Raw genomic sequence first — 24,496 nt, 5'->3', positions numbered from 1 at the left:
ACGTGCTCATCGACGGTGACCGGGTCGTCGGCGTCGGCCCGGACCTGCGCACCGCCGCCGAGGACGACGGCGCGATCGTCGTGGATTGCACGGGCTGCGTCGCGCTCCCGGCGATCGTCGACTCCACCGGCGCCCCGGTCACCCTCGCGCCCGGCGGCCGCGCGGACGTGGCCGTCGTGCGCGTCGCCGACACCCCGGGCGTCCCGACCGGCGCCGTCCCGTACCGGGGCGGCCACCTCGACGTCGTGGTGGTGGGCGGCCGGGTCGAGCTGTGGCGGGGCCGCCGCCTCGACGGCACCAGCCCCGCCGAACCCGCCTCCGCCGAGCACCACCTGGGGATGTGGGTGGACGAGGAGGACTTCATCCGCCACGAGCTGCTGCCCGACGGCCGTTACGACGAGGCGCGCGGCAACCGGCCCGGTGCCTACCGGGGCCGCTACTGGGTCACCGGCGACCACATCACCTACCTGGACGACCTGGGCTTCTGGGCGTACGGCGAGTTCGACGGCGAGGTGCTGCACCACGCCGGGTACCGCTTCACCCGCCGCTGAGCACGTCCGGCGACCGGCCGGCGCGGCGGGTGGCGTGCAGGGAACCCAGCAGCGCCAGCGCCCGTGCGCTCGGGCTGCCGGGCTCGGCGTGGTAGACCACGAGCTGTTGGCCGGCCGCGCCGCGGACGTCGAAGGCCTGGTAGGTCAGCGTGAGCGGGCCGACGTCGGGGTGCGCCAGTCGCTTGTCGCCCTCGCTGGTCTTGCCGCGCACGACGTGGGACTCCCACAGCGCGGTGAACTCGGGGCTCGCCGCGCCCAGTTCGGCGACCAGCTCCCGCAGCCGGGGTGAGCCCGGGTCGTGCCCGGCGCCCTCGCGCAGGTGCGCGGCGGTGGCCTCGGCGACCCTCTCCCAGCGGTCGTAGAACCGGCGCCCCGCCGGGTCGGCGAACACCATGCGCGCGAGGTTGTCCGCCGGGGTGAACGGGGAGAACAGGGCGTCCGCGAGGGCGTTGGAGGCCAGCAGGTCCAGGGTGTGGTCCAGCACGAACGCCGGCGTGGTCGGGTAGCCGTCCAGCAGTCGCCGCAACGCCGGGGCCACGACGCGGGACGCCGGGACCGGGCGGTGCCGCGGCGCCACGCCGGCCAGCCGGTGCAGGTGGTCGCGCGCGGCGTCGTCCAGCCGCAACGCCGTGCCGAGGGCGTCGAGCACCTGGGGCGACGGGTTGCGCTCCCGGCCCTGTTCCAGGCGGGCGTAGTAGTCGGAGTTCACGCCCGCCAGCACGGCCACCTCTTCCCGCCGCAGCCCGGCCACCCGCCGCCGGCCCGCCACGGGCAGCCCGGCCTCCGAGGGCGCCACCCGGGCCCTCCGAGCGCGCAGGAAATCACCCAATTCGCTCATCCGGTCAAGCATAGGAGCGAACCGGACCCGACGTGACGCGAGGAGCCCGCTGTCCGACGAGGTATGTCGGGTCGGTCACTTCACGCGTTCCCACCCCCGTCGCGGCGCCCGGTTGCCCAGCCGGTCGTCACGGCTCCGGTAGACGATGTAGGGCCGGGTCAGGTACCCGAGCGGCATGGAGAAGACGTGCACCAGCCGGCTGAAGGGCCAGAACGCGAACAGCGCCCAGGCCGACAGCGCGTGCAGCCGGAACCCGAGCGGTGCGACGGCCATGAGCTCGGGGCGCGGCTCGAAGTAGAAGATCGACCGGAACCACGGCGAGACCGTCTCGCGGTAGTCGTGCGGGTGGTCGGTGAGGTTGCCCAGGACCGTGGTGCCCAGGCCGAGCACGATGGTGCCCACCAGCAGGACGTACATGACCTTGTCGTTGCGGGTGGTGGCGGAGAACACGGGGCCGACGGTGCGGCGGCGGTAGACCAGGATCGCCGCGCCGGCCAGCGTGCACACCCCCGCGAGGACGCCGAGCACGACCGCCACGACGTGGTAGGCGGTGTCACCGACCCCCGCCGCCTCGGTCCAGGACTTGGGGACGAGCAGCCCGCCGACGTGGCCGAGGGCGACGAGCAGGATGCCGAAGTGGAACATCGGGCTGCCCAGGCGGAGCAGCCGGTTCTCGTAGAGCTGGGACGAACGGGTGGTCCAGCCGAACTTGTCGTACCGGTACCGCCAGACGTGGCCGATGACGAAGATCGCGATCGAGACGTACGGCACGACCACCCACAGCAGGATCTCCGGCGTGGTCACGGTGGCGTCGCCGCCCTGGGCGGCGGCGGGCGGCGTGCTCATCGGCGGCCTCCGGGGGGCATGTGCTCGGGCGGGGCGAACGGGACGAGCCCGACTTCCTCCTCGGGCGGCCCCTCGGCCGCCAGGCGGGCGACGGCCTCGTGCTCACGGCGCCCCAGCGGGGGCAGGGTCGCCGAGACGGACGCCAGGACGTGCGCCCACGGGGAACCGGTCTCGCGCAGGCCCAGCCTCATCAGCTCCAGCCCGGCGCGGTGCTCGACGAGCAGCCGCCTGCCGACGACCGGGTCCCCGGTGGCGGCGAACTCCAGCACGACGGCGAGGTGGTCGGGCAGCTCGCCGTCGTCGAGTTCGAGCCCGGCGGCGCGGTAGGCGTGCTTGAACCGCAGCAGGGCCATGCCGCGCTTGCGCGTGTCGCCGTAGGCGAAGTAGGTCAGGTAGGGGCTGAACCGCTTGCGGTGGTCGAAGGTCGCCACGTACTCGGCGGCCAGCCCGGTCGGCGAGGTGTCCCGGACGTGGTCGAGGAACGACGCCAGCGGCCGGCCCAGCGGCGCCGGCAGCGTCGCGGTCACGGCCCGCAGCAGGGGCACGCGCGACGCGAACCGGTCGTCCGGGTAGCCGATCAGCAGGGACTGGACCTGCCAGGCGGTGACGTGGTGCGGCTCGACGGCGGTCATGGTTTCGGCTCCACCTCGCCCGCCGGGTCGCCTCCGCCCGGCCGGTCGCGCGCCGGCCGCCCGCCCGGCGGGAACAGCCCCTCGGGGTGGCCCTTGCCGTCCCAGTTGAGCAGGTTGACGCGGTTGCCCTTGTCGACCGGCGCGGCGATGCTGTCGGTGGTCTGCCGGTCGCGCAGCATCCGGAAGTTCTCCACGGCGATCGGCGAGTTCGCGCCCGAGTTCTCCCCGAACGGCCCCGAGCCGGTCATGCCGGGACCGCCCTCGTAGTCGAGGCTGCACGTGGTGGCCAGCTCCTCCAGGCCGTGGGCCTGCTCGGCATGGGCGGGCGGGATGACGTAGCGCTCGTCGTACTTGGCCAGCGCGAGCAGCCGGTACAGGTCGTAGACCTGCTCGCCGGTCATGCCGACCTTCGCCGCGACCTCCTCCCGCGGCTCGCGGCCGAGGTTGATGTCGCGCATGTAGGAGCGCATCGCGGCGAGCCGGCGCAGCACGGCGTCGACCGGCCCCGGGTCGCCCGCGGTGAACAACCGGGCCAGGTACTCCACCGGGATGCGCAGCGCCTCGATGGCGGCGAACAGGTTGCCGTGGTCCTCGCCGTCGTGGCCGGTGTCGCGGACGACGTCGACGACCGGGGACAGCGGCGGGATGTACCAGACCATCGGCATGGTGCGGTACTCCGGGTGCAGCGGCAGGGCGACCTCGAAGGTGTTGATCAGCGCGTGGACGGGTGAGCGCCGGGCGGCGTCGACCCAGTCGCGGGGGATGCCTGCGCGTTCGGCCTCGCGCGCCACGGCCGGGTCGTGCGGGTCGAGGAACACCCGCCGCTGCGCCTCGTACAGGTCCCGGTCGTCCGGTGTGGACGCCGCTTCGAGCACCTTGTCGGCGTCGTAGAGGACCAGGCCGATGTAGCGCAGGCGGCCGACGCAGGTCTCCGCGCAGACGGTCGGGATGCCGACCTCGACGCGGGGGAAGCAGAAGGTGCACTTCTCGGCCTTCCCGGTCCGGTGGTTGAAGTAGACCTTCTTGTAGGGGCAGCCGGTGACGCACATGCGCCAGCCGCGGCAGCGGTCCTGGTCGACCAGCACGATGCCGTCCTCGCTGCGCTTGTAGATCGCCCCGGAGGGGCACGAGGCGGCGCACGAGGGGTTGAGGCAGTGCTCGCAGATGCGGGGCAGGTAGAACATGAACGTCTGCTCGAACTCGAAGCGCACCTTGTCGGCGATGCCCTTGAGCAGCGGGTCCTCGTCACCGTGGTCGGGTGCGCCGCCGAGGTCGTCGTCCCAGTTCGCCGACCAGGTGATCCCGGTCGGTTCGCCGCTGATGAGCGAGCGCGGGCGGGCGACGGGGGTGTGCTCCTGCTGCGGCGCGCTGGTGAGGGTGTCGTAGTCGTAGGTCCAGGGCTCGTAGTAGTCGTCGATGCCCGGCAGCTTGGGGTTGCTGAAGATGGTCAGCAGCTTGCGCAGCCGGCCGCCGGCCGCGAGCTTGAGCCTGCCGCGCCTGCCGAGGACCCAGCCGCCGCGCCAGCGCTCCTGGTCCTCGTAGGCGCGGGGGTAGCCCTGGCCCGGTCGCGTCTCGACGTTGTTGAACCAGACGTACTCGACGCCGGAGCGGTTGGTCCACGCCTGTTTGCAGGTCACCGAGCAGGTGTGGCAGCCGATGCACTTGTCGAGGTTCATCACCATCGCCAGCTGCGCCATGACCCGCATCAGTAGACCACCTCCTGGGAGCGGCGGCGGATGACCGTGACCTCGTCGCGCTGGTTGCCGGTCGGGCCGAGGTAGTTGAACGCGAAGGACAGCTGGGCGTAGCCGCCGATGAGGTGCGAGGGCTTGACGAGCAGCCGGGTCAGGGAGTTGTGGATGCCGCCGCGCTTGCCGGAGGTCTCGGCGCGGGGGACGTCGATCAGCCGGTCCTGGGCGTGGTACATGTAGACGGTGCCCTCCGGCATCCGGTGGGACACGATCGCGCGGGCGACGACGACGCCGTTGCGGTTGACCGCCTCGACCCAGTCGTTGTCCGCCACGCCGACCTTCGCGGCGTCCTCCTTGGACATCCAGATCGACGGGCCGCCCCGGGACAGGCTGAGCATGATCAGGTTGTCCTGGTACTCCGAGTGGATGGACCACTTGTTGTGCGGGGTGAGGTAGCGCACCGCGACGCCCAGCGCGCCCCGGCTGCCGATGCGGGGCTCGTCGAACAGCGCGGTCATGTCCAGCGGCGGCCGGAACACCGGCAGCTGCTCGCCCAGCTCGGCCATCCAGTCGTGGTCGAGGAAGAAGTGCTGGCGACCGGTCAGGGTGTGCCACGGCTTGAGCCGTTCGACGTTGGTGGTGAACGGCGAGTAGCGGCGCCCGCCGGTCTCGCTGCCGGACCACTCCGGCGAGGTGATCACCGGCACCGGGGCCGACCGGGTGTCGGCGAAGGTGATCCGCTTGCCCTCGTGCTCGGCGGCGAGGTCCGCGAGCGGTGTCCCGGTGCGCTCCTCCAGGGTGCGGAAGCCCTGGGTGGCGAGGTGGCCGTTGGTGGTGCCCGACAGGGCGAGGATGGCCTCGCAGGCGTGCACGTCGCTCTCCAGCGCCGGTCGCCCGTCGGCGGGTCCGCCCCGGACGGCGCCGTTCGCGTGCCGCAGGTGCTCCACCTCGCGTTCCACCCGGTAGGTGACGCCCTTGGTGGTCGCGCCGAGGGTGTCGAGCAGCGGGCCCAGGGCCTTCATCTTCGCGGCGACGGCGGCGTAGTCGCGTTCGACCACGACCAGCTTGGGCATCGTCACGCCGGGGACCGGTTCGCACTCGCCGGCCTTCCAGTCCGACACCCGACCGTGCGGGGTGGCCAGTTCGTCGGGGGTGTCGTGCAGCAGCGGCACGGCGACCACGTCCTTGCGGACGCCGAGGCGGTCCCGGGCCAGCCGGCTGAAGGACTCGGCGATGGCCTGGAAGGCGTCCCAGTCGGTGCGGGTCTGCCAGGGCGGCGCGATGGCGGGGTTGAACGAGTGCACGAACGGGTGCATGTCGGTCGTGTTGAGGTCGTGCTTCTCGTACCAGGTGGCGGCGGGCAGCACGACGTCGGAGAACACCGTGGTGCTGGTCATCCGGAAGTCCAGCGTCAGCAGCAGGTCGAGCTTGCCGACCGGCGCCTCGTCGTGCCAGACCACGTCCCTCGGGCGCGCCCCGGGCGGCGCCTCCTCGGCGCGCAGCGAGTCGTCGGTGCCGAGCAGGTGCCGGAGGAAGTACTCGTTGCCCTTGGCCGAGGAGCCGAGCAGGTTGGCCCGCCAGATGCTCAGCACGCGCGGGAAGTTCTCCGGCGAGTCCGGGTCCTCGCAGGCGAACCGCAGCGTCCCGGCCTTGAGGCGGGACACCACGTGCTCGCCGACGGGCACCCCGGCCCGCTCGGCGTCGTCGGCCAGGTCGAGCGGGTTGCGGTCGAAGGTCGGGTAGGAGGGCATCCAGCCCAGGCGCGCGGACTGGGCTATCACGTCCGCGGTGGTCTTGCCCGCCAACTGCCCCCCGGCGGTGGCGGAGGAGAGGGTGTCCGCGTCGAACCGGTCGTAGCGGAACTGGTCGGTGTGCAGGTACCAGTAGGCGGTCTGGATCATCTGCCGGGGCGGGCGGGACCAGTCCAGCCCGAAGGCCAGCTGGGACCAGCCGGTGACCGGGCGGCACTTCTCCTGCCCGACGTAGTGGGCCCACCCGCCGCCGTTGACGCCCTGGCAGCCGGTGATCGTGGTCAGCGTCAGGAACGCCCGGTAGATGGTGTCGGAGTGGAACCAGTGGTTGGCCCCGGCCCCCATGATGATCATCGACCGGCCGCCGGTGTCCTCCGCGTTGGCGGCGAACTCCCGCGCGATCCGGGCCGCGGCCTGGGCCGGCACCCCGGTGACGGCCTCCTGCCAGGCCGGCGTGCAGGGCTGCCCGGCGTCGTCGTAGCCGGTCGGCCACCGCCCCGGCAGCCCGTCGCGGCCCACCCCGTACTGGGCCAGCAGCAGGTCGAACACCGTGGTGACCAGGTGGCGGCCGAGACGCCGGACGGGGACGCCGCGCCGCACCGCGCCCGGCGTGCCGCCGGGCGCGTCGAAGCGCGGCAGGTCCACCTCGACCGCGTCCCCGCCGAGCAGCGAGAGCCGGGGCACGACGTCGCCGAGGTCGAGGTTCCACCTGCCCGCGCCCTGTTCGCCGTAGCGGTGGCCCAGGGAGCCGTTGGGCACCACCGGCTCGTCCGTCGCCGAGTCGAGCAGGACGGTCTTGAACGCCGCGTTCTCGACGCCCTCGTGGCCGTCGAGGTCGGCGGCGGTGAGGAACTTGCCCGGCACGCGCGCGTCGCCGCGCTCCTCCAACCGCACCAGGAACGGCAGGTCGGTGTAGCGCGTGACGTAGTCGGTGAAGCGCGGCACCTGCCGCTCGACGAAGAACTCGCGCAGCACCACGTGCCCCATCGCCATGGCGAGCGCGCCGTCCGTGCCGGGCCGCGCGGGCAGCCACTCGTCGGCGAACTTGACGTTGTCGGCGTAGTCCGGCGCCACCGCCACGACCTTCTGCCCGCGGTAGCGCGCCTCGGCCATCCAGTGCGCGTCCGGCGTCCGGGTCACCGGCAGGTTGGAACCCCACATGATCAGGTAGCCGGCGTCCCACCAGTCGCCGGACTCCGGCACGTCGGTCTGGTCGCCGAACACCTGCGGCGAGGCCACCGGCAGGTCGGCGTACCAGTCGTAGAACGACAGCATCGTCCCGCCCACCAGCGACACGAACCGCGAGCCCGAGGCGTGCGAGACCATCGACATCGCCGGGATCGGCGAGAACCCCGCGATCCGGTCCGGCCCGTACCGCTCGATCGTGTGCACGTGCGCGGCGGCGATCATCTCGGTCGCCTCGTCCCAGGTGGCCCGCACCAGGCCGCCCTTGCCCCGGGCCGCCTTGTAGCGGCGCGCCCGCTCGGGGTCGCCGACGACGTCCGCCCAGGCGAGCACCGCGTTCCCGGTGCGGGCCTTGGCCTCCCGGTACATCTCCAGCAGCACGCCCCGCACGTACGGGTACCGCACGCGGGTGGGGGAGTAGGTGTACCAGGAGAACGCCGCGCCGCGGGGGCAGCCGCGCGGCTCGTACTCCGGGCGGTCGGGACCGACCGACGGGTAGTCGGTCTGCTGCGCCTCCCAGGTGATGATCCCGTCCTTGACGTAGACCTTCCACGAGCACGACCCCGTGCAGTTCACCCCGTGGGTGGAGCGCACCACCTTGTCGTGGCTCCACCGGTCCCGGTAGAACTCGTCCGCCTGCCGGCCACCGACCTGGTGCAACGCCCGCAGGTCCGGGGAGACCTCGCCGCGGGTGAAGAAGCGGCGCGTCCGGACCAGCGCGTCGGCCAGGCCGCCGTCGAGGCCGGGTGCGCGGGCGGGCGGCTCGGTGTCGGTGCTCACGTGGCGGTCCCTCCTGGAGGGTCAGGGGCGGTGGCGTCGCGCGGTGGCCCGCACGCCGGTCAGGGTGAACGCGAGCGCGGCGGCGGCGACCACGGACAGCGCCGCCAGGCCGAGCGCGTACGAGCCGAACGCCCCGTAGAGCGCGCCCATGACCAGCGGCGGGACGAAACCGCCCAGCCCGCCGGCGGCGCCGACCACACCGGTGATCGAGCCGACCTGGCTCGCCGGCGCCAGCAGCGCGACGAGGGCGAACACCGCGCCGCTGCCGGCGCCGAGCGCGGCGGCCATGGCGAGGAACGCGGCCGTGCCCAGCGGCATCAGCGCCGGGGTGAACGCCTGGACGGCCGCGCAGACCGCGACCACGCCCAGGGCGACGGCCAGCACCCGGATCGCGCCGAACCGGTCGGACAACCAGCCGCCGACGGGGCGCATCAGCACCGCCAGCAGCACGAAACCGGCCATCCGGTTCGCCGCGTCGGCCTGGGTGAGCCCGTAGGCGGTCTTCAGGTAGGCGGGCAGGTACACCGAGAACGCGACGTACCCGCCGAAGGCCACCGCGTACAGCACCGACGCCTGCCAGGTCACCGGCAGCCGCGCGGTGTCCAGCAGCCTGCGGGTCACCGGCTCGGTCGGCACGGTCCGCCCGGGTGCGTCCCGCAGCAGCCACGCCGCCACCGCCGCGTACACCGCCAGCACCACGGCGGTGATCACGAAGGGGGTGGCCACCCCGCCGTCGTCCACCAGGCGCACGGTGGTCAGGGCGCTGATCGCGGTGCCGCCCATGCCCGCGCCGAAGATCCCGATCGCCAGCCCGCGCCGTTCGGGCGGGAACCAGGCGTTGACGAACGGCACGCCCACCGCGAACGTGGTGCCGCCGAGGCCGAGGAAGAACCCGCCGACGAGCAGCGCGACGAGCGAACCGTGCCCGACCAGCCCGAGGAACAGCACCGGCACGATCGTGAGCGCCGAGACCGCCGGGAACATCACCCGCCCGCCGAACCGGTCGGTCAGCGCGCCCACCGGGATGCGCCCCACCGACCCGACCACGACGGGGACGGCGACCAGCAGCGCCTCCTGGAACGCGCTGAGCCCCAGCGTGTCCTGGAACAGCGGTCCGAGCGGGCTGAGCAGGGCCCACGCCCAGAAGTTGATCGCGAAGCCGACCGTGGCCAGTCCCAGCATCAACCCGCGCCGGCCGCGGGTCGGAGCGGGGGCACTGCGTCGATGCGTCGACCGGGTACCCATCGCCGGCTCCCTGTCCGCCTCGTGGTGTCTGGCGGTCATCGTCACCGGGGGTCCGTCACCCGCGCCACTCGGGGAACCCGAGCGGTGAAGGGCCGTCACCGGAACGAGTGGCGACCCCGGGGTGCGATCACGGGCGCCGGTCGGTCACCCGTGCGGCGTGGCGGACGCGCCCCGGCCGACCACCGGGAGTCGATCTCCGTCGGACGCCTCCCAGCCGGGCGCGCCCTCCGACTATTGTGGACGGGTGGCACCGGTCAGGCAGGTCCAGGTCACCTTCGACTGCGCGGAACCCGAGCGCCTCGCCCGTTTCTGGTGCGAGGTGCTCGGGTACGTCGTGCCGCCGCCCCCGGAGGGGTTCGCCACGTGGGACGACTTCGACCGCTCGCTGCCGCCGGAGCGGCGGGGCGCGGCGTTCGCCTGCGTCGACCCCTCGGGCGTGGGCCCGCGCCTGTACTTCCAGCGCGTCCCCGAGGGCAGGGTCGTCAAGAACCGGGTGCACCTCGACGTGCGGGTCGGCACCGGGCTCGTGGGCGAGGAGCGCCTGGCCGCGCTCCAGGCCAAGTGCGGACGACTGGTCGCGCTCGGCGCGGTGTGCGTGCAGGTGCTGCGGGCCGACGGCTTCAACGAGTCCTGCATCGCGATGCAGGACATCGAGGGCAACGAGTTCTGCCTCGACTGACGGGGCCGGTGGACGCCCCCTCCCCGGCGCGGAGCGCTCAGGGCCGGTCGTCGTGGGCGAAGTCGGGCACGTCGGCGGACAGCAGCTGCTCGGCGCCGTTCTCGAGGAGCTCGGCCGTCTCGGTGGAGCGGGGGAGCATGGTCTTCTCGTAGGTGCGGACGGCGTCGTCGACGGTGGCGGAGTTCGCCAGCGCGAGGGCGAGTTCGGCGGCGTCGAGCATGGCGAGGTTGACGCCGACGCCGAGCGGGGGCATGAGGTGGGCGGCGTCGCCGAGCAGGGTCACCGTCGGGTCGTGCTCCCAGGTGTGCGGCACGGGGAGCGCGAAGATCGGGCGGTCGACGTAGGGGCCGTCGTTGTCGCTGATCATCCGGCGCATGAGCGGCGACCAGTGGGCGTACTCGTCGAGCAGCAGGGCGCGGATGCCGTCGGTGTCGTCGGTGCTCAGGCCGCTCGCGCGGAGCCAGTCGACCGGGACCTTCCGGATGGCGTAGACGCGGATGCGGTCCCCGCTGTTGCGCTGGGCGAACAGGCCGCGCTCGCCGTCGGCCGCGGCGGCGCTGCCGGGGCCGACCAGGTCGGCGAGGTCGGGGTGCCGGGTCCCGACGTCGGAGAACCGGGCCTCCAGGAAGCTCACGCCGGTGTGCCCGGGCACGGCGGGGGACACGGCCGGCCGCACCCGTGAGAAGGCGCCGTCGGGGCCGATGACCAGGTCGGTCTCGACGGTCGCGCCGTTGGCGAAGCGCAGCCGCCGCGGCCCCTCGGGCGGTCCGCCGACCGCGTCGAGGGCGTGCCCCCAGCGCACGGTGCCCGGCCGCAGGGAGCCGAGGAGCAGGTCGCGCAGCAGGCCGCGGTCGATCTCCGGCTTGAAGAGCTCGTCGGCCTCCGGGACCGCGCGGAACGTGATCCCGCCGGCCGAGTCCAGTTGGCGCATCTCCTGCCCCTCGGGGCGGGCCAGCCTGAAGAACTCGTCGAGCAGGCCCGCTTCGCGCAGGGCGACCTGGCCGTTGTCGGCGCGCAGGTCGAGGGTGCCGCCCTGGTCGCGCGCGTCGGGGCCGGGGTCGCGGTCGTAGACCGTGACCGCCAGGCCGTGGCGCTGCAGGACGCGGGCGCAGGTCAGCCCGCCGGGTCCGGCGCCGATGACGCTGATCCTGGCGCGGGCGGGTGCTGGGGAGCGCATGGTCGGTCCTCGTGGTCGACGGGGTGTGCCGCTCGGGCACGGACAACCACAGAAAAGCAGACCGAGTGCAAAAGTGCAACGAGTCAACTTAGCTACACGGGCAACGATCGGATACGCTCCGGTCATGACCGCGCCCCCCGCCGGCCGCCGCGAGCGCAAGAAGGCGGCCACCCGGCAAGCGATCGCCGACGCCGCGCTGCGGCTCTTCCTGGAACGCGGCTACGACCAGGTCAGCGTCCGCGACGTCGCCGACGAGGCCGACGTGTCGACCACCACGGTGTTCAAGCACTTCAGCGGCAAGGAAGCGCTGGTGTTCGACCGGGACGAGGACCGCGAGGCGGAACTGGTCGCCGCGGTGCGGCGGCGAGCCGACGGCGAGGGCGTCCTCGACGCCCTCCGCCGGCACGTACTGGACACCTGGCTGCCGATCGCGGCGCACCCGCAGGCGGCCGGGTTCACCGCTCTCGTGGACTCCACGCCCGCGCTGCGCGCGTACGCCGAGCGCATGTGGACCCGGCACACCGACGGCCTCGCCGCGGCCATCGCCGACGAGGTCGGCGCCGACCGCGACGACCTCGCCTGCGCGGCCCTCGCCCGGTTCGTGCTGGAGGTCCCGGCTCTCGCCCGCAACCGGCCGGACCGCCGGGCCGCCGTCGAGGAGGTCTTCGACCTCCTCGCGCACGGCTGGCGACCGCCGGGCGGAGGCGCCGCGCGGCCCGGCTCGTGACCCGTCCCGGACCCCGGCGGTCAGGAGGTCCGGCGGCGGTAGGTGGCCGTCGCGAGGACGTAGGCGACGACGAGGATGCCGACGCACCAGGCGAGGGCCGCCCAGATGTCGTCGCCGACCGGCTGCTCGGTGAACAGGGCGCGCAGGGTGTTGACGATCGAGGTCACCGGCTGGTTCTCGGCGAAGGCGCGCACCGGGCCGGGCATGGTGCCGGTGGGCACGAACGCCGAGCTGAGGAACGGCAGGAAGATGAGCGGGTAGGAGAACGCGCTCGCGCCGTCCGGCGTCTTCGCGGTGAGGCCGGGGATGACGGCGAGCCACGTCAGCGCCAGGGTGAACAGCAGCAGGACGCCGGTGACCGCGAGCCACGCCGGCAGGCCGGCCGACGTGCGGAAGCCCATGAGGAGGGCGACGAGCACGACGACCACGAGCGAGACCAGGTTGGCCACCAGCGAGGTCACCACGTGCGCCCACAGCACGGCCGAGCGCGCGATCGGCATGGACTGGAACCGCTCGAAGATGCCGCTCTTCAGGTCGCCGAAGAGCCGGAACGCGGTGTAGGAGATGCCGGACGCGACCGTGATGAGCAGGATGCCGGGCAGCAGGTACTGCACGTACGACTCCGACCCGGTGTCGATCGCGCCGCCGAACACGTAGACGAACATCAGCATCATGGCGATCGGCATGACCGTGGTCGTGATGATGGTGTCCGGGCTGCGCGTGATATGCCGCAGGGACCGGCCCAGCAGGGCGGCGGTGTCGCCGAAGAAGTGCTTGGTCATGATCGTCCTTCGTCCGTCCTCGCCGCGCCGCGGTCGTCGTCCGCGCCGACGAGCGCGAGGAAGACGTCCTCCAGGGTCGGCTGCTTCTCGACGTACTCCACCTCGGCCGGCGGGAGCAGTCGCTTGAGCTCGTGCAGGGTGCCGTTCACGACGATCCGACCCTCGTGCAGGATCGCGATCCGGTCGGCGAGTTGTTCGGCCTCGTCCAGGTACTGCGTCGTGAGCAGCACCGTCGTGCCCCGGGCGGCCAGCTCCTTGACGGCCTGCCACACCTCGATGCGGCCCTGGGGGTCGAGCCCCGTCGTCGGCTCGTCGAGGAAGATGACCGGCGGGTCGCCGACGAGGCTCATCGCGATGTCGAGCCGGCGGCGCATGCCGCCCGAGTACGTCGCCACCTTCCGCGCGCCGGCCTCGGTCAACGAGAAGCGCCTCAGCAGGCCGTCCGCGACCTCGCCCGGGTTCCGCAGGTGCCGCAACCGGGCCACCAGCACCAGGTTCTCCCGCCCGCTGAGGATCTCGTCCACGGCGGCGAACTGCCCGGTGAGGCTGATGGACGCCCGCACGTCCGCCGCCTGCGTGGCGGTGTCGAAGCCGTTGACGCCCACCGTCCCCGCATCGGCCCTGAGCAGGGTGGAGAGGATCTTCACGGCCGTGGTCTTGCCCGCCCCGTTGGAGCCCAGCAGGGCGAAGATGCTGCCGCGCGCCACGTCGAAGTCGACCCCGCGCAGCACGCGCAGGTCCTTGTAGGACTTCTCCAGGCCCCGCACGCGGATCGCCGGTTCGGTGGTCATCGGGCGGTACCCCCGGATTCCTCCCCGGCGCGCTTGACGGCGTCGGTCAGCCGCGCCCGCTCCCGGGCGATCCAGCTCCCCTCCGAGTAGTTCCGGAGGAACGCCTCGGCGAACTCCACGGGGTCCTCCCCGACGACGTCGCGGATCGCCGTCCCGTCCGCCGCGGCCCGCTCGAACAGGTCGGCCAGGTCCTCGAACATCGTGGACACGCCGTCGGCGTCGGTCGGACCGAAGTGCATGAAGTACCGCTCCAGCGCCTCGACCGCCGTGCGGTAGTTCGCCGGGAGTTGCCGCGTGCGCGCCTTGTACGCCCGCCAGCGCCGCTTGTCACCGACGACCTTCGTCGCCAAATCCGTGATTCCCATGATCAGTTCCCCCTCTGCTACTCAGTGTCGCTGAGTACCGGTACTGAGTATCACTGAATAGTGGTCGCGTGCAAGTTCCGCCTGCGGAACCGGTCACCGCGACCAGCGTCGGCCGCGGTGCTGACACGGGGCAGTCACGGCGCTGACACGACGGCCGCCTCGCGTCCCGGCGGTCGTGCCGGTGGCCCGGCGGCCCCCGTCGGGCCGGTCGGCGGCCCCTGCCGTCAACATTCCGCAAAGGACCCGGTCAGGGGTGTCAAAGACCCGTCAGGAACCGGCTGACCGGCCACGCCCCGGTGCATCGTTCCCGGCGTCGCGGTCCGCTCGTGGACCGCTCGGAGTCGGGAAGGAGCGCGGGAATGGCCGACCTGGCCCACGTGCTGCTGATCATGGGTGTGTTCCTCCTGCCGGCGCTCGGCGTGCGCGGTCTGGAGCGGTTGTGAGCGGCACCGGCGTGGTGGCCAACGTCGTCGGCGGCGTGGCGGCCCTGCTGTTGATCGGGTACCTGTTCGTCGCGCTGATCCGGCCGGAGAAGTTCTGATGTCCTCGACCGCGGCCGGCCTGCTCCAGGTCGGCCTGCTGATCGTCGCCCTGGCCGTGGTGCACCGGCCCTTCGGCGACTACATGGCCCGCGTCTACACGGGCGCCAAGCATTCGAAGGTGGAACGCGCGGTCTACAAGGTCGCGCGCGTCGACCCGGACTCCGAGCAGCGGTGGGCGACCTACGCGTTCGGCGTGCTGGGGTTCTCGTTCGTCGGCGTGGTGCTGCTCTACGTGCTCCAGCGGGTGCAGTCGGTGCTGCCGTGGGCCCACGGCCGGGGTGACGTGCCACCGGGCATGGCGTTCAACACCGCGGTGAGCTTCGTGACCAACACGAACTGGCAGTCCTACGTGCCCGAGACCGCCATGGGCCACGCCGTGCAGATGATCGGTCTGACGGTGCAGAACTTCGTCTCCGCCGCCGTGGGCCTGGCGGTGGCGATGGCCCTGGTGCGCGGGTTCGTCCGCAGCCGCACCGACCGGCTGGGCAACTTCTGGGTCGACCTGACCCGCGGCACGGTGCGGATCCTGCTGCCGGTGGCGTTCGCGTTCGCGATCGTGCTGGTGGCCTCGGGCGCGGTGATGAGCCTCGAGTCCGGTGTGGACGTCGACGGGCAGGTCGTCGCCATCGCACCGGTGGCGTCGCAGGAGGCCGTCAAGCTGCTGGGCACCAACGGCGGCGGGGTGCTCAACGCCAACTCCGCCCACCCGTTCGAGAACCCCGACGCCTGGACCAACCTGGTCGAGGTCTTCCTCATCCTGGTCATCCCGGTCTCGCTCACCCGCACCTTCGGCACCATGGTCGGCGAGCGCCGGCAGGGCCACGTGCTGCTCGGTGTCATGGGCGCGCTGTGGGGCGCGATGCTGGCGGTGATCTGGGCGGCCGAGGCGAGCGGGCTGCGCCCGTTGGAGGGCAAGGAACTGCGGTTCGGCGTCCCGTCGAGCGCGTTGTTCGCCAACACCACCACCGCCACGTCCACGGGCGCGGTGAACTCGATGCACGACAGCTTCACCGGCCTGGGTGGCGGCGGCGCGCTGTTGAACATGCTGTTCGGCGAGATGACGCCGGGCGGTGTGGGCACCGGCCTCTACAGCATCCTGGTGATGGCCGTGATCGCCCTGTTCCTGGCCGGCCTGATGGTCGGCCGCACGCCCGAGTACCTGGGCAAGAAGCTCGGCCGCCGCGAGGTGACGGCGGCGGCGGTGTCGATCCTGGCCATGCCGACGGTGATGCTGATCGGCTCGGGCGTCGCGGCCGTGCTGCCGTCCACGTCGGGCGCGTTGAACAACCCCGGCGCGCACGGCCTGTCGGAGGTCCTCTACGCCTACGCGTCGGCGTCGAACAACAACGGCAGCGCGTTCGCCGGCATCACGGTCACCGGCGACTGGTTCCAGGCGTCGCTGGGCGTGTGCATGGCGCTGGGCCGGTTCGTGCCGATCGTCGCGGTGCTGTGCCTGGCCGGTTCGCTGGCCGCGCAGCGCAAGGCGCCGGTCACGGCGGGCACGCTGCCCACCACCGGTCCGCTGTTCGCCACCCTGCTCGGCGGGGCGATCGTCCTGGTCGCCGCGCTCACGTTCGTGCCCGCCCTCGCCCTCGGTCCCATCGCGGAGGCCCTGCTGTGACCACCACCGACACCCGGCAGCGGACTCCGGAGGAGACCCGCGAACGCCACGCGCAGGACCCCGGCCGCCAGGTGGCGGCAGGCGTGTTCAACCCCCGCCAACTGCTGACCTCGCTGCCCGGGGCGCTGCGCAAGCTCGACCCGCGCCACCAGGCGCGCAACCCGGTCGTGTTCGTCGTCTGGGTCGGCTCGGTCCTGGTGACGGTGTTCGCCGCGACCGACCCGGGCGTGTTCACCGTCGCGGTGGCGGTGTGGCTGTGGCTGACCGTGCTGTTCGCCAACCTCGCCGAGGCCGTCGCGGAGGGCCGGGGCAAGGCCCAGGCCGACTCGCTGCGGGCGGCGAGGGAGGACGCGGTCGCCCGCCTGGCCGACGGCCGCACCGTGCCCGGCTCCGAGCTGGAGGTCGGCGACCTCGTGGTGGTCGAGGCGGGGGAGGTGGTCCCCGGCGACGGCGACGTGGTCGAGGGCATCGCCACCGTGGACGAGTCCGCGATCACCGGCGAGTCCGCGCCCGTCGTCCGCGAGTCCGGCGGCGACCGGTCCGCGGTCACCGGCGGCACCACCGTGCTGTCCGACCGGATCGTCGTGCGGATCACCGCCAGGCCGGGCGAGACGTTCGTGGACCGGATGATCGCCCTGGTCGAGGGCGCGCGGCGGCAGAAGACCCCCAACGAGATCGCGCTGACGATCCTGCTGTCCACGTTGACGATCATCTTCCTGCTGGCCGTGGTGGCACTCCAGCCGTTCGCGGTCTTCTCCGGCGGCGAGCAGTCGGTGGTCGTGTTGACCGCGCTGCTGGTGTGCCTGATCCCGACCACGATCGGCGCGCTGCTCTCGGCGATCGGCATCGCGGGCATGGACCGGTTGGTGCAGCGCAACGTGCTGGCCACCTCAGGCCGGGCGGTGGAGGCCGCCGGTGACGTGGACACGCTGCTGCTGGACAAGACCGGCACCATCACCTGGGGCAACCGCCGCGCCGCCGGGTTCATCCCCGCACCCGGCGTGGAGCTGGATGCCCTGGTCGACGCGGCCCGGCTGTCGTCGCTGGCCGACGGCACCCCGGAAGGCCGCAGCGTGATCGAGCTGTGCGCCGAGCGGTACGGGCGCAGCCCCGAGCCCGACGAGCACGAGAGGTCCGGCGAGTTCGTGCCGTTCACCGCCCAGACCCGGGTCAGCGGCGTCGACCTCGACGGGCGGCGGGTGCGCAAGGGCGCGGCGAGCGCGTTCACCCTGGACGAGGCCACCCGCGCGGTCGTGGACGGGATCAGCGCCGAGGGCGGCACGCCCCTGGTCGTGGCCGTGGACGACCGGGTGCTGGGCGTGATCCGGCTGTCCGACGTGGTCAAGCGCGGCATGAGGGAGCGGTTCGCCGAACTGCGCGCGATGGGCATCCGCACGGTCATGGTGACCGGCGACAACCCGCTCACCGCCCGCGCCATCGCCGCCGAGGCCGGCGTGGACGACTTCCTCGCCGAGGCCAGGCCCGAGGACAAGATGGCGCTGATCAAGCGGGAGCAGGAGGGCGGGAAGCTGGTCGCGATGACCGGCGACGGCACCAACGACGCCCCCGCGCTGGCCCAGGCCGACGTGGGCGTGGCCATGAACACCGGCACCTCGGCCGCGAAGGAGGCCGGGAACATGGTGGACCTGGACTCCGACCCCACCAAGCTGATCGAGATCGTGGAGATCGGCAAGCAGCTGCTGATCACGCGCGGCGCGCTGACCACGTTCAGCCTGGCCAACGACCTGGCCAAGTACTTCGCCATCCTCCCGGCGATGTTCGCCGCCATCCACCCGCAGCTGGACCGGCTCAACATCATGCACCTGGCCTCGCCGCAGTCGGCGATCCTCTCGGCGGTGATCTTCAACGCCCTCGTCATCGTGGTGCTGATCCCGCTGGCCCTGCGGGGCGTGCGCTACCAGCCCTCCAGCGCCTCGGCGCTGCTGCGGCGCAACCTGCTGGTCTACGGGCTGGGCGGCGTCGTGACGCCGTTCGCCGGGATCTGGCTGATCGACCTCCTCGTCCGACTCGTCCCCGGGATCGCCTGACATGACCGCCTTCGCCAAGCAGGCACTGGCCGGACTGCGCGTCCTGCTCGTGCTCACCGCCATCACCGGCGTGCTCTACCCCGCCGCAGTCTGGGCCGTGTCCCGCGTCCCGGGCCTGCACGCCAACGCCGAAGCCGTGGACACCACCCTCGTGGCCGTCCCGCGCGAGGGCGACCGGTGGTTCGTCCCCCGACCCTCGGCGGCCACGTTGCCGGCGTCGGGCGGCTCGAACAAGGGCGAGCTGAACACCGACTACGACGCGGTGATCGCCGAACGCCGCACCGAGGTCGCCCGGCGCGAGGGCGTGGGCGAGGAGCGCGTCCCGCCCGACGCCGTCACCGCCTCGGCCTCCGGCCTGGACCCCCACATCAGCACCGCCTACGCCGACCTCCAGGTGCCGCGCGTGGCCCGGGAGAACGGGCTGGCCGAGGACGGGGTGCGGCAACTGGTCGCCGAGCACACCGACGGCCGCGCCCTCGGGTTCCTCGGCGAGCCCGGGGTCAACGTCACCGCCCTCAACCGGGCGCTCGACGCGGCGGCGTGACCCCGGCACCGCCAACGGCGCCGAGGTGATCCAGTGGTCGGCCAACGGCGGCGCCGAGCAGGGCTGGGACCTCGTCGCCCGCTTCATCGACGCCTGGCCTCCCGCCCCGGCGCGGCCTGTCACCTACACGGGTGCAAGAGCCGAGAGCCGAGCCGTTCCGGCTTGCGGGTGCCGGTCGTGGAACCCATGCTCTGTCGCGGAAGAGCGCCGGCGGGCGACCGCGCCCCCCGGCCGCTCCGGCCGTGCCCGCGACGAAGACGCATCGGTCTTCTCCACGAGGAGTGACTAGGTCCATGCCCCGCCCTGGTCCGTCCGAGCAGAGAGCCGCCGAGGGCGTCACCGTGGTCATGTCCCTCCACCGGGACCGGGGCGACCTGGCGGCGGAGGTGGACGACCTGGTGTCCACCCTGGACCGGGCCGGCGAACGGCACTGCGTGCTCCTCGTGCTCGGCGAGGGCAGCCCGGCCACCGCGGGGAACGCCGCCGAGGGGTTGGCGGACCGGTACCCGGACCGGGTGAAGGTGGTCCGCCACGAGGCGGGCGGCGACGGGGAGTCGTTGCCGCGCACGGACCTGGCGGTGGCGCTGGCGGAGACCGACCACCGGCGGATCTTCCTGACCGAGGGCAGCTTCGCGGCCGCGCACCTGTCCGACTTGCTGGCGGTGGCGCGCGAGGAACGGGCCGACCTCGTCGTCGGGTACCGCCACGACCGCGTCGGCCCACCGGTTCGCGGGGTGCCCACGTGGTTGCGGGCGGTGGTGCGCCTCGTCCTGCCGCGCGCCGGCCGTCGCCGCGCCGGCCCGGCGCACCACCTCGTCGACCGGAGGACGCTGACCGGCCTGGACCCGGCCACGCGGTCCGCGGTGGCGCGGGTGGGACTGCTCGCCGGTTTGCGCCGACGTGGCGCGAGGGTCCTGGTCCTGCCCGTCCGCGGTCGGGAGGACGACGGCCCGAACGCCTCGGTGGTCGTGGGCGGGCCGGGTGCGGCGGAGGCGGTGGGCAGGCCGGGTGTCCGGGAGGGCGAGGACGGGTCCGGTGTCCGGGACGGCACGGGCAGGCCGGGGGCCTGGGCGGGTGTGGTCCGCCCGGGACCGTTGCGCCGCGTCGTCGGCGGGGTGGTCCCGACACGGGACCCCCTCCTGGCCGCGGTGCTCCTGGTCGCGGTGGTGCTGTCGGTGGGCGCTTGCGCCGTGGTCGCCTCGAACGGGATGACGCTGGCCTACCCGGACGCGGTGTCGCACCTCCTGATCACCCGCCGGGTGCTGGACGCGTCGACGCCGGGCGCCGCGCAGCTCGGCGGGGTCTGGCTGCCGCTGTCGCACGTGCTGGCCCTGCCGCTCGTCGTGGACGAGACCTGGTACCACGCGGGCGTCCTGCCGAGCGCGGTGTCCATGTGCGCCTACGTCGCCGCCGCCGGCTGGCTCTACCGCACCGGCTCCGCGCTCACCGGGCGCCGCGCGGGCGGGGTCACCGCCGCGCTGGTCTTCTGCGCCAACCCCAACGTCCTGTACCTCCAGGGCACCCCGATGACCGAGTCGCTGCTGCTGGCCTGCCTGGCTGCGGCGACCTGGCACCTGCTGCGCTGGTGCCGGGAGGGCGACTACCGGCAGCTGCTGGCGACGGCCTTCGCCGTCCTCTGCGCCACCCTGGTGCGCTACGAGGGGTGGGTCTTCCTGGCCGCGGTGGCGGTGGTGGTCGGGGTGCGCTCGTGGCGGCGGTCGAGGGCGGAGCCGAACCCCTCGGTCCTCGTGCGGGCCGACCTGGTGCTCTTCGGCTGCCTGGCGGCCGCCGGCGCGGTCGGCTGGGCGGTGTGGAACGCCGCGATCTTCGGCGACCCGCTGAACTTCGTGCGCGGCGAGTTCGCCAAGCCCGCGCTGTGGGTCGGCGCGGACGAGCGGGCGGTCGGCGACTGGGCCGCGTCGCTGTGGACCTACCTGCACGCCGTGGAGCACGACCTCGGTCCGGTCGTGCTGGTGACGGCCGGGGCCGGGCTGGTCTGCTTCGCGTGGCGGACCAGGTTGCGCGACGAGGCGCTGGCGCCGTTGCCCCTGCTGGTGTTCCTGCCGTTCTTCGTGTGCGCGCTGTACACCGGTCAACGGCCGCTGCACGTGCCCGAGATCAGCGGCGACCTCTACAACGTCCGGTTCGCCCTCGTCGCGGTGCTGCCCGCCGCGGTGTTCACCGGCTACCTCGTCGCGCCGGCGGGCCGGGCGCTGACCCGGTCGCTGCCCGCGGTCGTGGCGCTGGCGGGCTGCGGCCACCTCGCCCTGGCGGGAACGGCCACGCTCCAGGAGGCCGAGGCGTTCCGCGCGGGCGCCGCCGAGCGCGTCAACGCGCGGGCCGCGGCCTGGCTGCGCGAGCACTACGACGGCGGTCGGGTGCTGATGCAGTCGTGGAGCAACGAAACGGTCGGCTTCGACTCCCGGGTGCCCGTGGCGCGGGTGGTCTACGAGGGCAGCTTCCGCCAGTGGGAGGCATCGCTCGACGACCCGGTCGGGCAGGGGATCCGCTGGATCCACCTGCGTCGCACGCCCGGTGGCGAGGACGAGGTGTGGCGGCGCCTGCACGACAGCCCGCTGATGCACACCGAGTACGAACCGGCTTACGCCGACGACCACCACGTCTTCTACCGGCGCGCGGAGGTGGTGGACCGGTGACCCCGGGTGCGGGACGGGCCGCGAGGCAGTCCATCGCCTACGTCTTCCCCGTCTACAACGAGGCGGAGAACATCGCGCCGCTGCACCGCGCGGTGTGCCAGGCCACGCAGGCGCTCGCCGACCGGTACGACTTCACCTTCATCTACGTGGACGACGGCAGCGCGGACGACTCCGCCGGCCGCCTGCAGGCGCTGGCGGACGTGGACCACCGCGTCACCGTGATCGAGCTGGCGCGCAACTTCGGCCACCAGACGGCGGTCACCGCCGGCCTGGACCTCGTGGACGCCGACGCCGTGATCGTCATGGACAGCGACCTGCAGGACCCGCCGCGGGTGAGCCTGGAGCTGATCGCGAAGTGGCAGCAGGGCTACGAGGTGGTGTACGCGCAACGCCGCTCCCGCCGCGACTCGACGTTCAAGAAGTGCACGGCGAGCGCGTTCTACTGGACCCTGCGCAGGCTCGCCTCGGTCGACATCCCGCGCGACACCGGCGACTTCAGGCTCCTGGACCGCAAGGTGGTCGACGAGCTGCGCAGGTTCCGCGAACGCGACCGGTTCCTGCGCGGCCTGGTCAGCTACATCGGCTTCCGCCAGACCGGGGTGCTGTTCGACCGCGACGAACGGCGTGCCGGCACCACCGGCTACCCGTTGAGCAAGATGCTGAAGCTGGCCGCGGACGGCCTCTTCGGCTTCTCCACCGCCCCGCTCAAGCTGATCAGCCGGCTCGGGTACGGCATCTCCCTGCTGAGCTTCCTGGGCATCCTGTACACGGTCGGGGTGAAGGTCCTGGCGCCGGAGACGGCGGTGCCGGGGTGGGCTTTCACCGCCATCGCGATGTTCTTCCTCAGCGGTGTGCAGATCACGATGCAGGGCGTGCTGGGCAGCTACATCGGCCGGACCTACGCCGAGGCGCAGCGGCGACCGCTCTACACCGTCTCGTCGGTGCGCACGGCCGCCGACCAGCGCGCCTCGGAGCAGGTCCGCACCCCGGAGCAGGTCGCGCCGGACCGGCCCGCGAAGTCGGGCGACCGGATCCTGAACCGGTGAAGCCGGTCACCTGCGCCCTCCCCGAGCGGTACAGCGCTTCGAGGCTGCTCAGCCGGGGTCAGGAGGTCTGGCTGGCGGTGGCGTGCGCCGCCCTGGGGTGCGCGGTCCTGGTGGGCGCCGTCGGCGGGGCCGCACCGCGCCCGCTGTGGTGGGCGCAGGCGTTCGTGGCCGCGGTGACGGCCGTCTACGTGGTGGTGATCTGCTTCCGGTGCCTGGTGGCGTTCGCCGGCCCCGGCGCGCGGGTCATCCGGGTGCGGGCGGAGGACCTGACCGCCGAGCCGGACCTGCCGCCCTACACGGTGCTCATCCCGCTGCACCGGGAGGACGTGGTGCTGCCGGGCCTGGTCGAGACCGTCCACCGGCTCGACTACCCCGCCCACCTGCTCCAGGTGCTGCTGCTGGTCGAGCGGGACGACGACATCACCGGCCCGGCGCTGGACCGCCTGGAGCTGCCGCCGGAGTTCGAGGTGCTGCTCGTCCCCGAGGGCGGGCCGCGCACCAAGCCCAACGCGTGCAACGCCGGCCTGGCCCGCGCCACCGGCGAGCTGTGCGTCGTCTACGACGCGGAGGACCGGCCCGAGGCCGACCAGCTGCGCAAGGCGGCGGCGGCGTTCGAGTCGCAACCGGACCGGGTGGTGTGCGTGCAGGCCGAGCTGGCCTACTGGAACCCCTGGACGAACTGGCTGACCCGCAACTTCGCCGCCGAGTACGCGTTGAACTTCGCCCTGGTGCTGCGCGGCCTGGACCGCTTCCGGCTGCCCATCCCGCTGGGCGGCACGTCCAACCACTTCCGGGTGGACGCCCTGCGCGCGCTCGGCGGCTGGGACCCGCACAACGTCACCGAGGACGCCGACCTGGGCGTGCGCATCGCGCGCCGCGGCTGGGACGTCAGGATCATCGACTCGACCACGTACGAGGAGGCCAACAGCGAACTGGGCAACTGGGTGCGCCAGCGCAGCCGCTGGATCAAGGGCTACTTCCAGACGTGGCTGGTGCACATGCGCGAGCCGGGCCGGCTGCTGCGGGAACTGGGTCCCCGGGGGTTCGTCGGCTTCCAGCTGGCCTTCGGCTCCACCACGGTCACCACGCTGGTCAACCCGCTGTTCTGGGCGTTGACGTGCCTGTACCTGGTGGCGGGCCCGGAGCGGATCGAGCCGCTGTTCCCGCCGGCGGTGCTCTACGCGGGAACGGCCGCCCTGCTGGGGGGCAACCTCGCCGTGCTGTACCTGTTCATGGCCGGGTGCATGGAACGCGGCCTCCACCGCGCCGTGCCGACGATGCTCACCGTGCCCCTGTACTGGGCGCTGATGAGCGTCGCCGCCTACAAGGCGCTGGGCCAGCTCCTGCGCCCGAGCAAGCGCCACCACTGGGAGCTGACGCGCCACGGCCTGGTCGGCGAGCACGCGCCGCCGGTCACCGGGTGGCCGACACCACCCGATTTCTCCGGAGCAGGGCGGCGCACCAGGTGAAGTGGCCGTCGCTGCCGTCCTGGGAGAACAGGTCGTACGTGGTCAGGGCGTAGGCGGCCTGGTAGAGCGCGAGGGTCTCGACCGGGTGGCCGAGCTCCCCGGCGAAGTCGCCGTGGCGGTCTCGGCAGCGGGCAGGTCGCGCTCGGAGGAGGTCGACGCGGGTTCGGTGCGGAAGGGTGATCCGGTCAGCTCGCGCTCGTAGGTGACGAGGACGCCGTCGTGGATCTCGGTGTCGAGGATTTCCGGCGTGGCGAAGGTCAGCGGGTGGCGGGAGAGGTCCGCGTGGACCCGGCGCAAGAGGTCGAGGTCGGTTGGTGGCGGGCCGCTCCAGACCTTGGCCACGAGACCTTCGCCGAGGTGGTAGACGGCTCCCTCCAGGCCGGCGGCGAGGGGGCGCGGGGCGCGGTGGCCACGACGGGTGAAGTGCGCCGACCACTCGTCGGTGTGGCGTCGGCGGTGTTCGGCCATGGGGGCAGTACACCCGCCCGGCCCACCACGCCGATCACCGGGTCGACGTTCTCGGCTGCGG

General features: G+C 73.0%; 21 protein-coding genes. 10 read left to right on the top strand and 11 right to left on the bottom strand.

Features of this window, described 5'->3' with window-relative positions; all coding sequences use genetic code 11:
* On the top strand, positions 1-551 hold a 551-nt coding region (locus ACFV4N_RS10960), incomplete at its 5' end, for an Atu4866 domain-containing protein (RefSeq protein WP_499672309.1).
* Here the strand turns inward: ACFV4N_RS10960 and ACFV4N_RS10955 are convergent.
* From ACFV4N_RS10955 to ACFV4N_RS10930, 6 genes are all read right to left on the bottom strand, one after another.
* The gene (locus tag ACFV4N_RS10955; RefSeq protein ID WP_499672308.1) at positions 538-1,389 is read right to left on the bottom strand and encodes a helix-turn-helix transcriptional regulator; all 852 of its coding nucleotides are present in this window, start codon (positions 1,387-1,389) and stop codon (positions 538-540) included. The two genes, ACFV4N_RS10960 and ACFV4N_RS10955, sit on opposite strands and share 14 nt — an antisense overlap.
* 75 nt (positions 1,390-1,464) lie before the next feature.
* Entirely contained in the window at positions 1,465-2,235 is a 771-nt protein-coding gene (narI, locus tag ACFV4N_RS10950; RefSeq protein WP_499672307.1) for a respiratory nitrate reductase subunit gamma, read from the bottom strand.
* A complete protein-coding gene (narJ, locus tag ACFV4N_RS10945) occupies positions 2,232-2,867 on the bottom strand; it encodes a nitrate reductase molybdenum cofactor assembly chaperone (RefSeq protein ID WP_499672306.1) in 636 nt (211 codons plus the stop codon). Before narJ ends, narI begins: the two co-directional genes overlap by 4 nt.
* Entirely contained in the window at positions 2,864-4,573 is a 1,710-nt protein-coding gene (gene narH / locus ACFV4N_RS10940; protein ID WP_499672305.1) for a nitrate reductase subunit beta, read from the bottom strand. Before narH ends, narJ begins: the two co-directional genes overlap by 4 nt.
* Positions 4,573-8,274, bottom strand: coding sequence for a nitrate reductase subunit alpha (locus ACFV4N_RS10935; protein ID WP_499672304.1), 3,702 nt, complete (start codon positions 8,272-8,274; stop codon positions 4,573-4,575). The genes narH and ACFV4N_RS10935 overlap by 1 nt, the downstream gene beginning before the upstream one ends.
* A gap of 21 nt (positions 8,275-8,295) precedes the next feature.
* A complete protein-coding gene (locus ACFV4N_RS10930) occupies positions 8,296-9,456 on the bottom strand; it encodes an MFS transporter (RefSeq protein ID WP_499672303.1) in 1,161 nt (386 codons plus the stop codon).
* A gap of 307 nt (positions 9,457-9,763) precedes the next feature.
* Between ACFV4N_RS10930 and ACFV4N_RS10925 the strand changes: the two genes are divergently transcribed.
* Positions 9,764-10,198 (top strand): VOC family protein, encoded by a 435-nt coding sequence (locus ACFV4N_RS10925; RefSeq protein ID WP_499672302.1) that lies wholly within the window; start codon positions 9,764-9,766, stop codon positions 10,196-10,198.
* Between the two features lie 37 nt (positions 10,199-10,235).
* Here the strand turns inward: ACFV4N_RS10925 and ACFV4N_RS10920 are convergent, their stop codons facing one another.
* Entirely contained in the window at positions 10,236-11,375 is a 1,140-nt protein-coding gene (locus ACFV4N_RS10920; RefSeq protein ID WP_499672301.1) for an FAD-dependent oxidoreductase, read from the bottom strand.
* Between the two features lie 124 nt (positions 11,376-11,499).
* Between ACFV4N_RS10920 and ACFV4N_RS10915 the strand changes: the two genes are divergently transcribed.
* Positions 11,500-12,102: a TetR/AcrR family transcriptional regulator gene (locus tag ACFV4N_RS10915; RefSeq protein ID WP_499672300.1), complete on the top strand. Its 603-nt coding sequence runs from the start codon at positions 11,500-11,502 to the stop codon at positions 12,100-12,102.
* 20 nt (positions 12,103-12,122) lie between these two features.
* Here ACFV4N_RS10915 and ACFV4N_RS10910 read toward each other — a convergent pair whose 3' ends face one another.
* From ACFV4N_RS10910 to ACFV4N_RS10900, 3 genes are read right to left on the bottom strand one after another with little or no spacing between them, the layout of a single operon-like run.
* Positions 12,123-12,884 (bottom strand): ABC transporter permease, encoded by a 762-nt coding sequence (locus ACFV4N_RS10910; RefSeq protein ID WP_499672299.1) that lies wholly within the window; start codon positions 12,882-12,884, stop codon positions 12,123-12,125.
* On the bottom strand, positions 12,881-13,675 hold the full coding sequence (locus ACFV4N_RS10905) for an ABC transporter ATP-binding protein (protein WP_499672298.1): 795 nt from the start codon (positions 13,673-13,675) through the stop codon (positions 12,881-12,883). Before ACFV4N_RS10905 ends, ACFV4N_RS10910 begins: the two co-directional genes overlap by 4 nt.
* On the bottom strand, positions 13,672-14,040 hold the full coding sequence (locus ACFV4N_RS10900) for a DUF1048 domain-containing protein (RefSeq protein ID WP_499672297.1): 369 nt from the start codon (positions 14,038-14,040) through the stop codon (positions 13,672-13,674). Before ACFV4N_RS10900 ends, ACFV4N_RS10905 begins: the two co-directional genes overlap by 4 nt.
* Before the next feature lie 439 nt (positions 14,041-14,479).
* Between ACFV4N_RS10900 and kdpF the strand changes: the two genes are divergently transcribed.
* The 7 genes from kdpF to ACFV4N_RS10865 all read left to right on the top strand — a co-directional run bounded on the left by kdpF (position 14,480) and on the right by ACFV4N_RS10865 (position 23,967).
* The gene (gene kdpF, locus ACFV4N_RS10895; protein ID WP_499672296.1) at positions 14,480-14,581 is read left to right on the top strand and encodes a K(+)-transporting ATPase subunit F; all 102 of its coding nucleotides are present in this window, start codon (positions 14,480-14,482) and stop codon (positions 14,579-14,581) included.
* Positions 14,581-16,203, top strand: coding sequence for a potassium-transporting ATPase subunit KdpA (gene kdpA, locus ACFV4N_RS10890; RefSeq protein ID WP_499672295.1), 1,623 nt, complete (start codon positions 14,581-14,583; stop codon positions 16,201-16,203). The genes kdpF and kdpA overlap by 1 nt, the downstream gene beginning before the upstream one ends.
* Positions 16,200-18,251 (top strand): potassium-transporting ATPase subunit KdpB, encoded by a 2,052-nt coding sequence (kdpB, locus tag ACFV4N_RS10885; protein WP_499672294.1) that lies wholly within the window; start codon positions 16,200-16,202, stop codon positions 18,249-18,251. Before kdpA ends, kdpB begins: the two co-directional genes overlap by 4 nt.
* Before the next feature lies 1 nt (position 18,252).
* On the top strand, positions 18,253-18,795 hold the full coding sequence (locus ACFV4N_RS10880; protein ID WP_499672293.1) for a potassium-transporting ATPase subunit C: 543 nt from the start codon (positions 18,253-18,255) through the stop codon (positions 18,793-18,795).
* Between the two features lie 293 nt (positions 18,796-19,088).
* Positions 19,089-21,452, top strand: a complete 2,364-nt coding sequence (locus tag ACFV4N_RS10875) for a glycosyltransferase family 39 protein (RefSeq protein WP_499672292.1) — start codon at positions 19,089-19,091, stop codon at positions 21,450-21,452.
* On the top strand, positions 21,449-22,498 hold the full coding sequence (locus ACFV4N_RS10870) for a glycosyltransferase family 2 protein (protein ID WP_499672291.1): 1,050 nt from the start codon (positions 21,449-21,451) through the stop codon (positions 22,496-22,498). Before ACFV4N_RS10875 ends, ACFV4N_RS10870 begins: the two co-directional genes overlap by 4 nt.
* Positions 22,495-23,967 carry a glycosyltransferase family 2 protein gene (locus tag ACFV4N_RS10865; protein WP_499672290.1) on the top strand — a complete coding sequence of 491 codons (1,473 nt, stop codon included), beginning with the start codon at positions 22,495-22,497 and terminating at the stop codon, positions 23,965-23,967. Before ACFV4N_RS10870 ends, ACFV4N_RS10865 begins: the two co-directional genes overlap by 4 nt.
* A gap of 42 nt (positions 23,968-24,009) precedes the next feature.
* On the opposite strand, the gene ACFV4N_RS10860 is transcribed toward ACFV4N_RS10865, so the two are convergent.
* Positions 24,010-24,435 (bottom strand): hypothetical protein, encoded by a 426-nt coding sequence (locus ACFV4N_RS10860; protein ID WP_499672289.1) that lies wholly within the window; start codon positions 24,433-24,435, stop codon positions 24,010-24,012.
* Positions 24,436-24,496: the final 61 nt, after the last annotated feature.

The organism is Actinosynnema sp. NPDC059797 (assembly GCF_042732085.1).
In the GTDB taxonomy this organism is placed as follows: domain Bacteria; phylum Actinomycetota; class Actinomycetes; order Mycobacteriales; family Pseudonocardiaceae; genus Actinosynnema.
The sequence above is the reverse complement of the archived record's forward strand: the minus strand, read 5'-3'. Positions and strand labels throughout refer to the sequence as shown.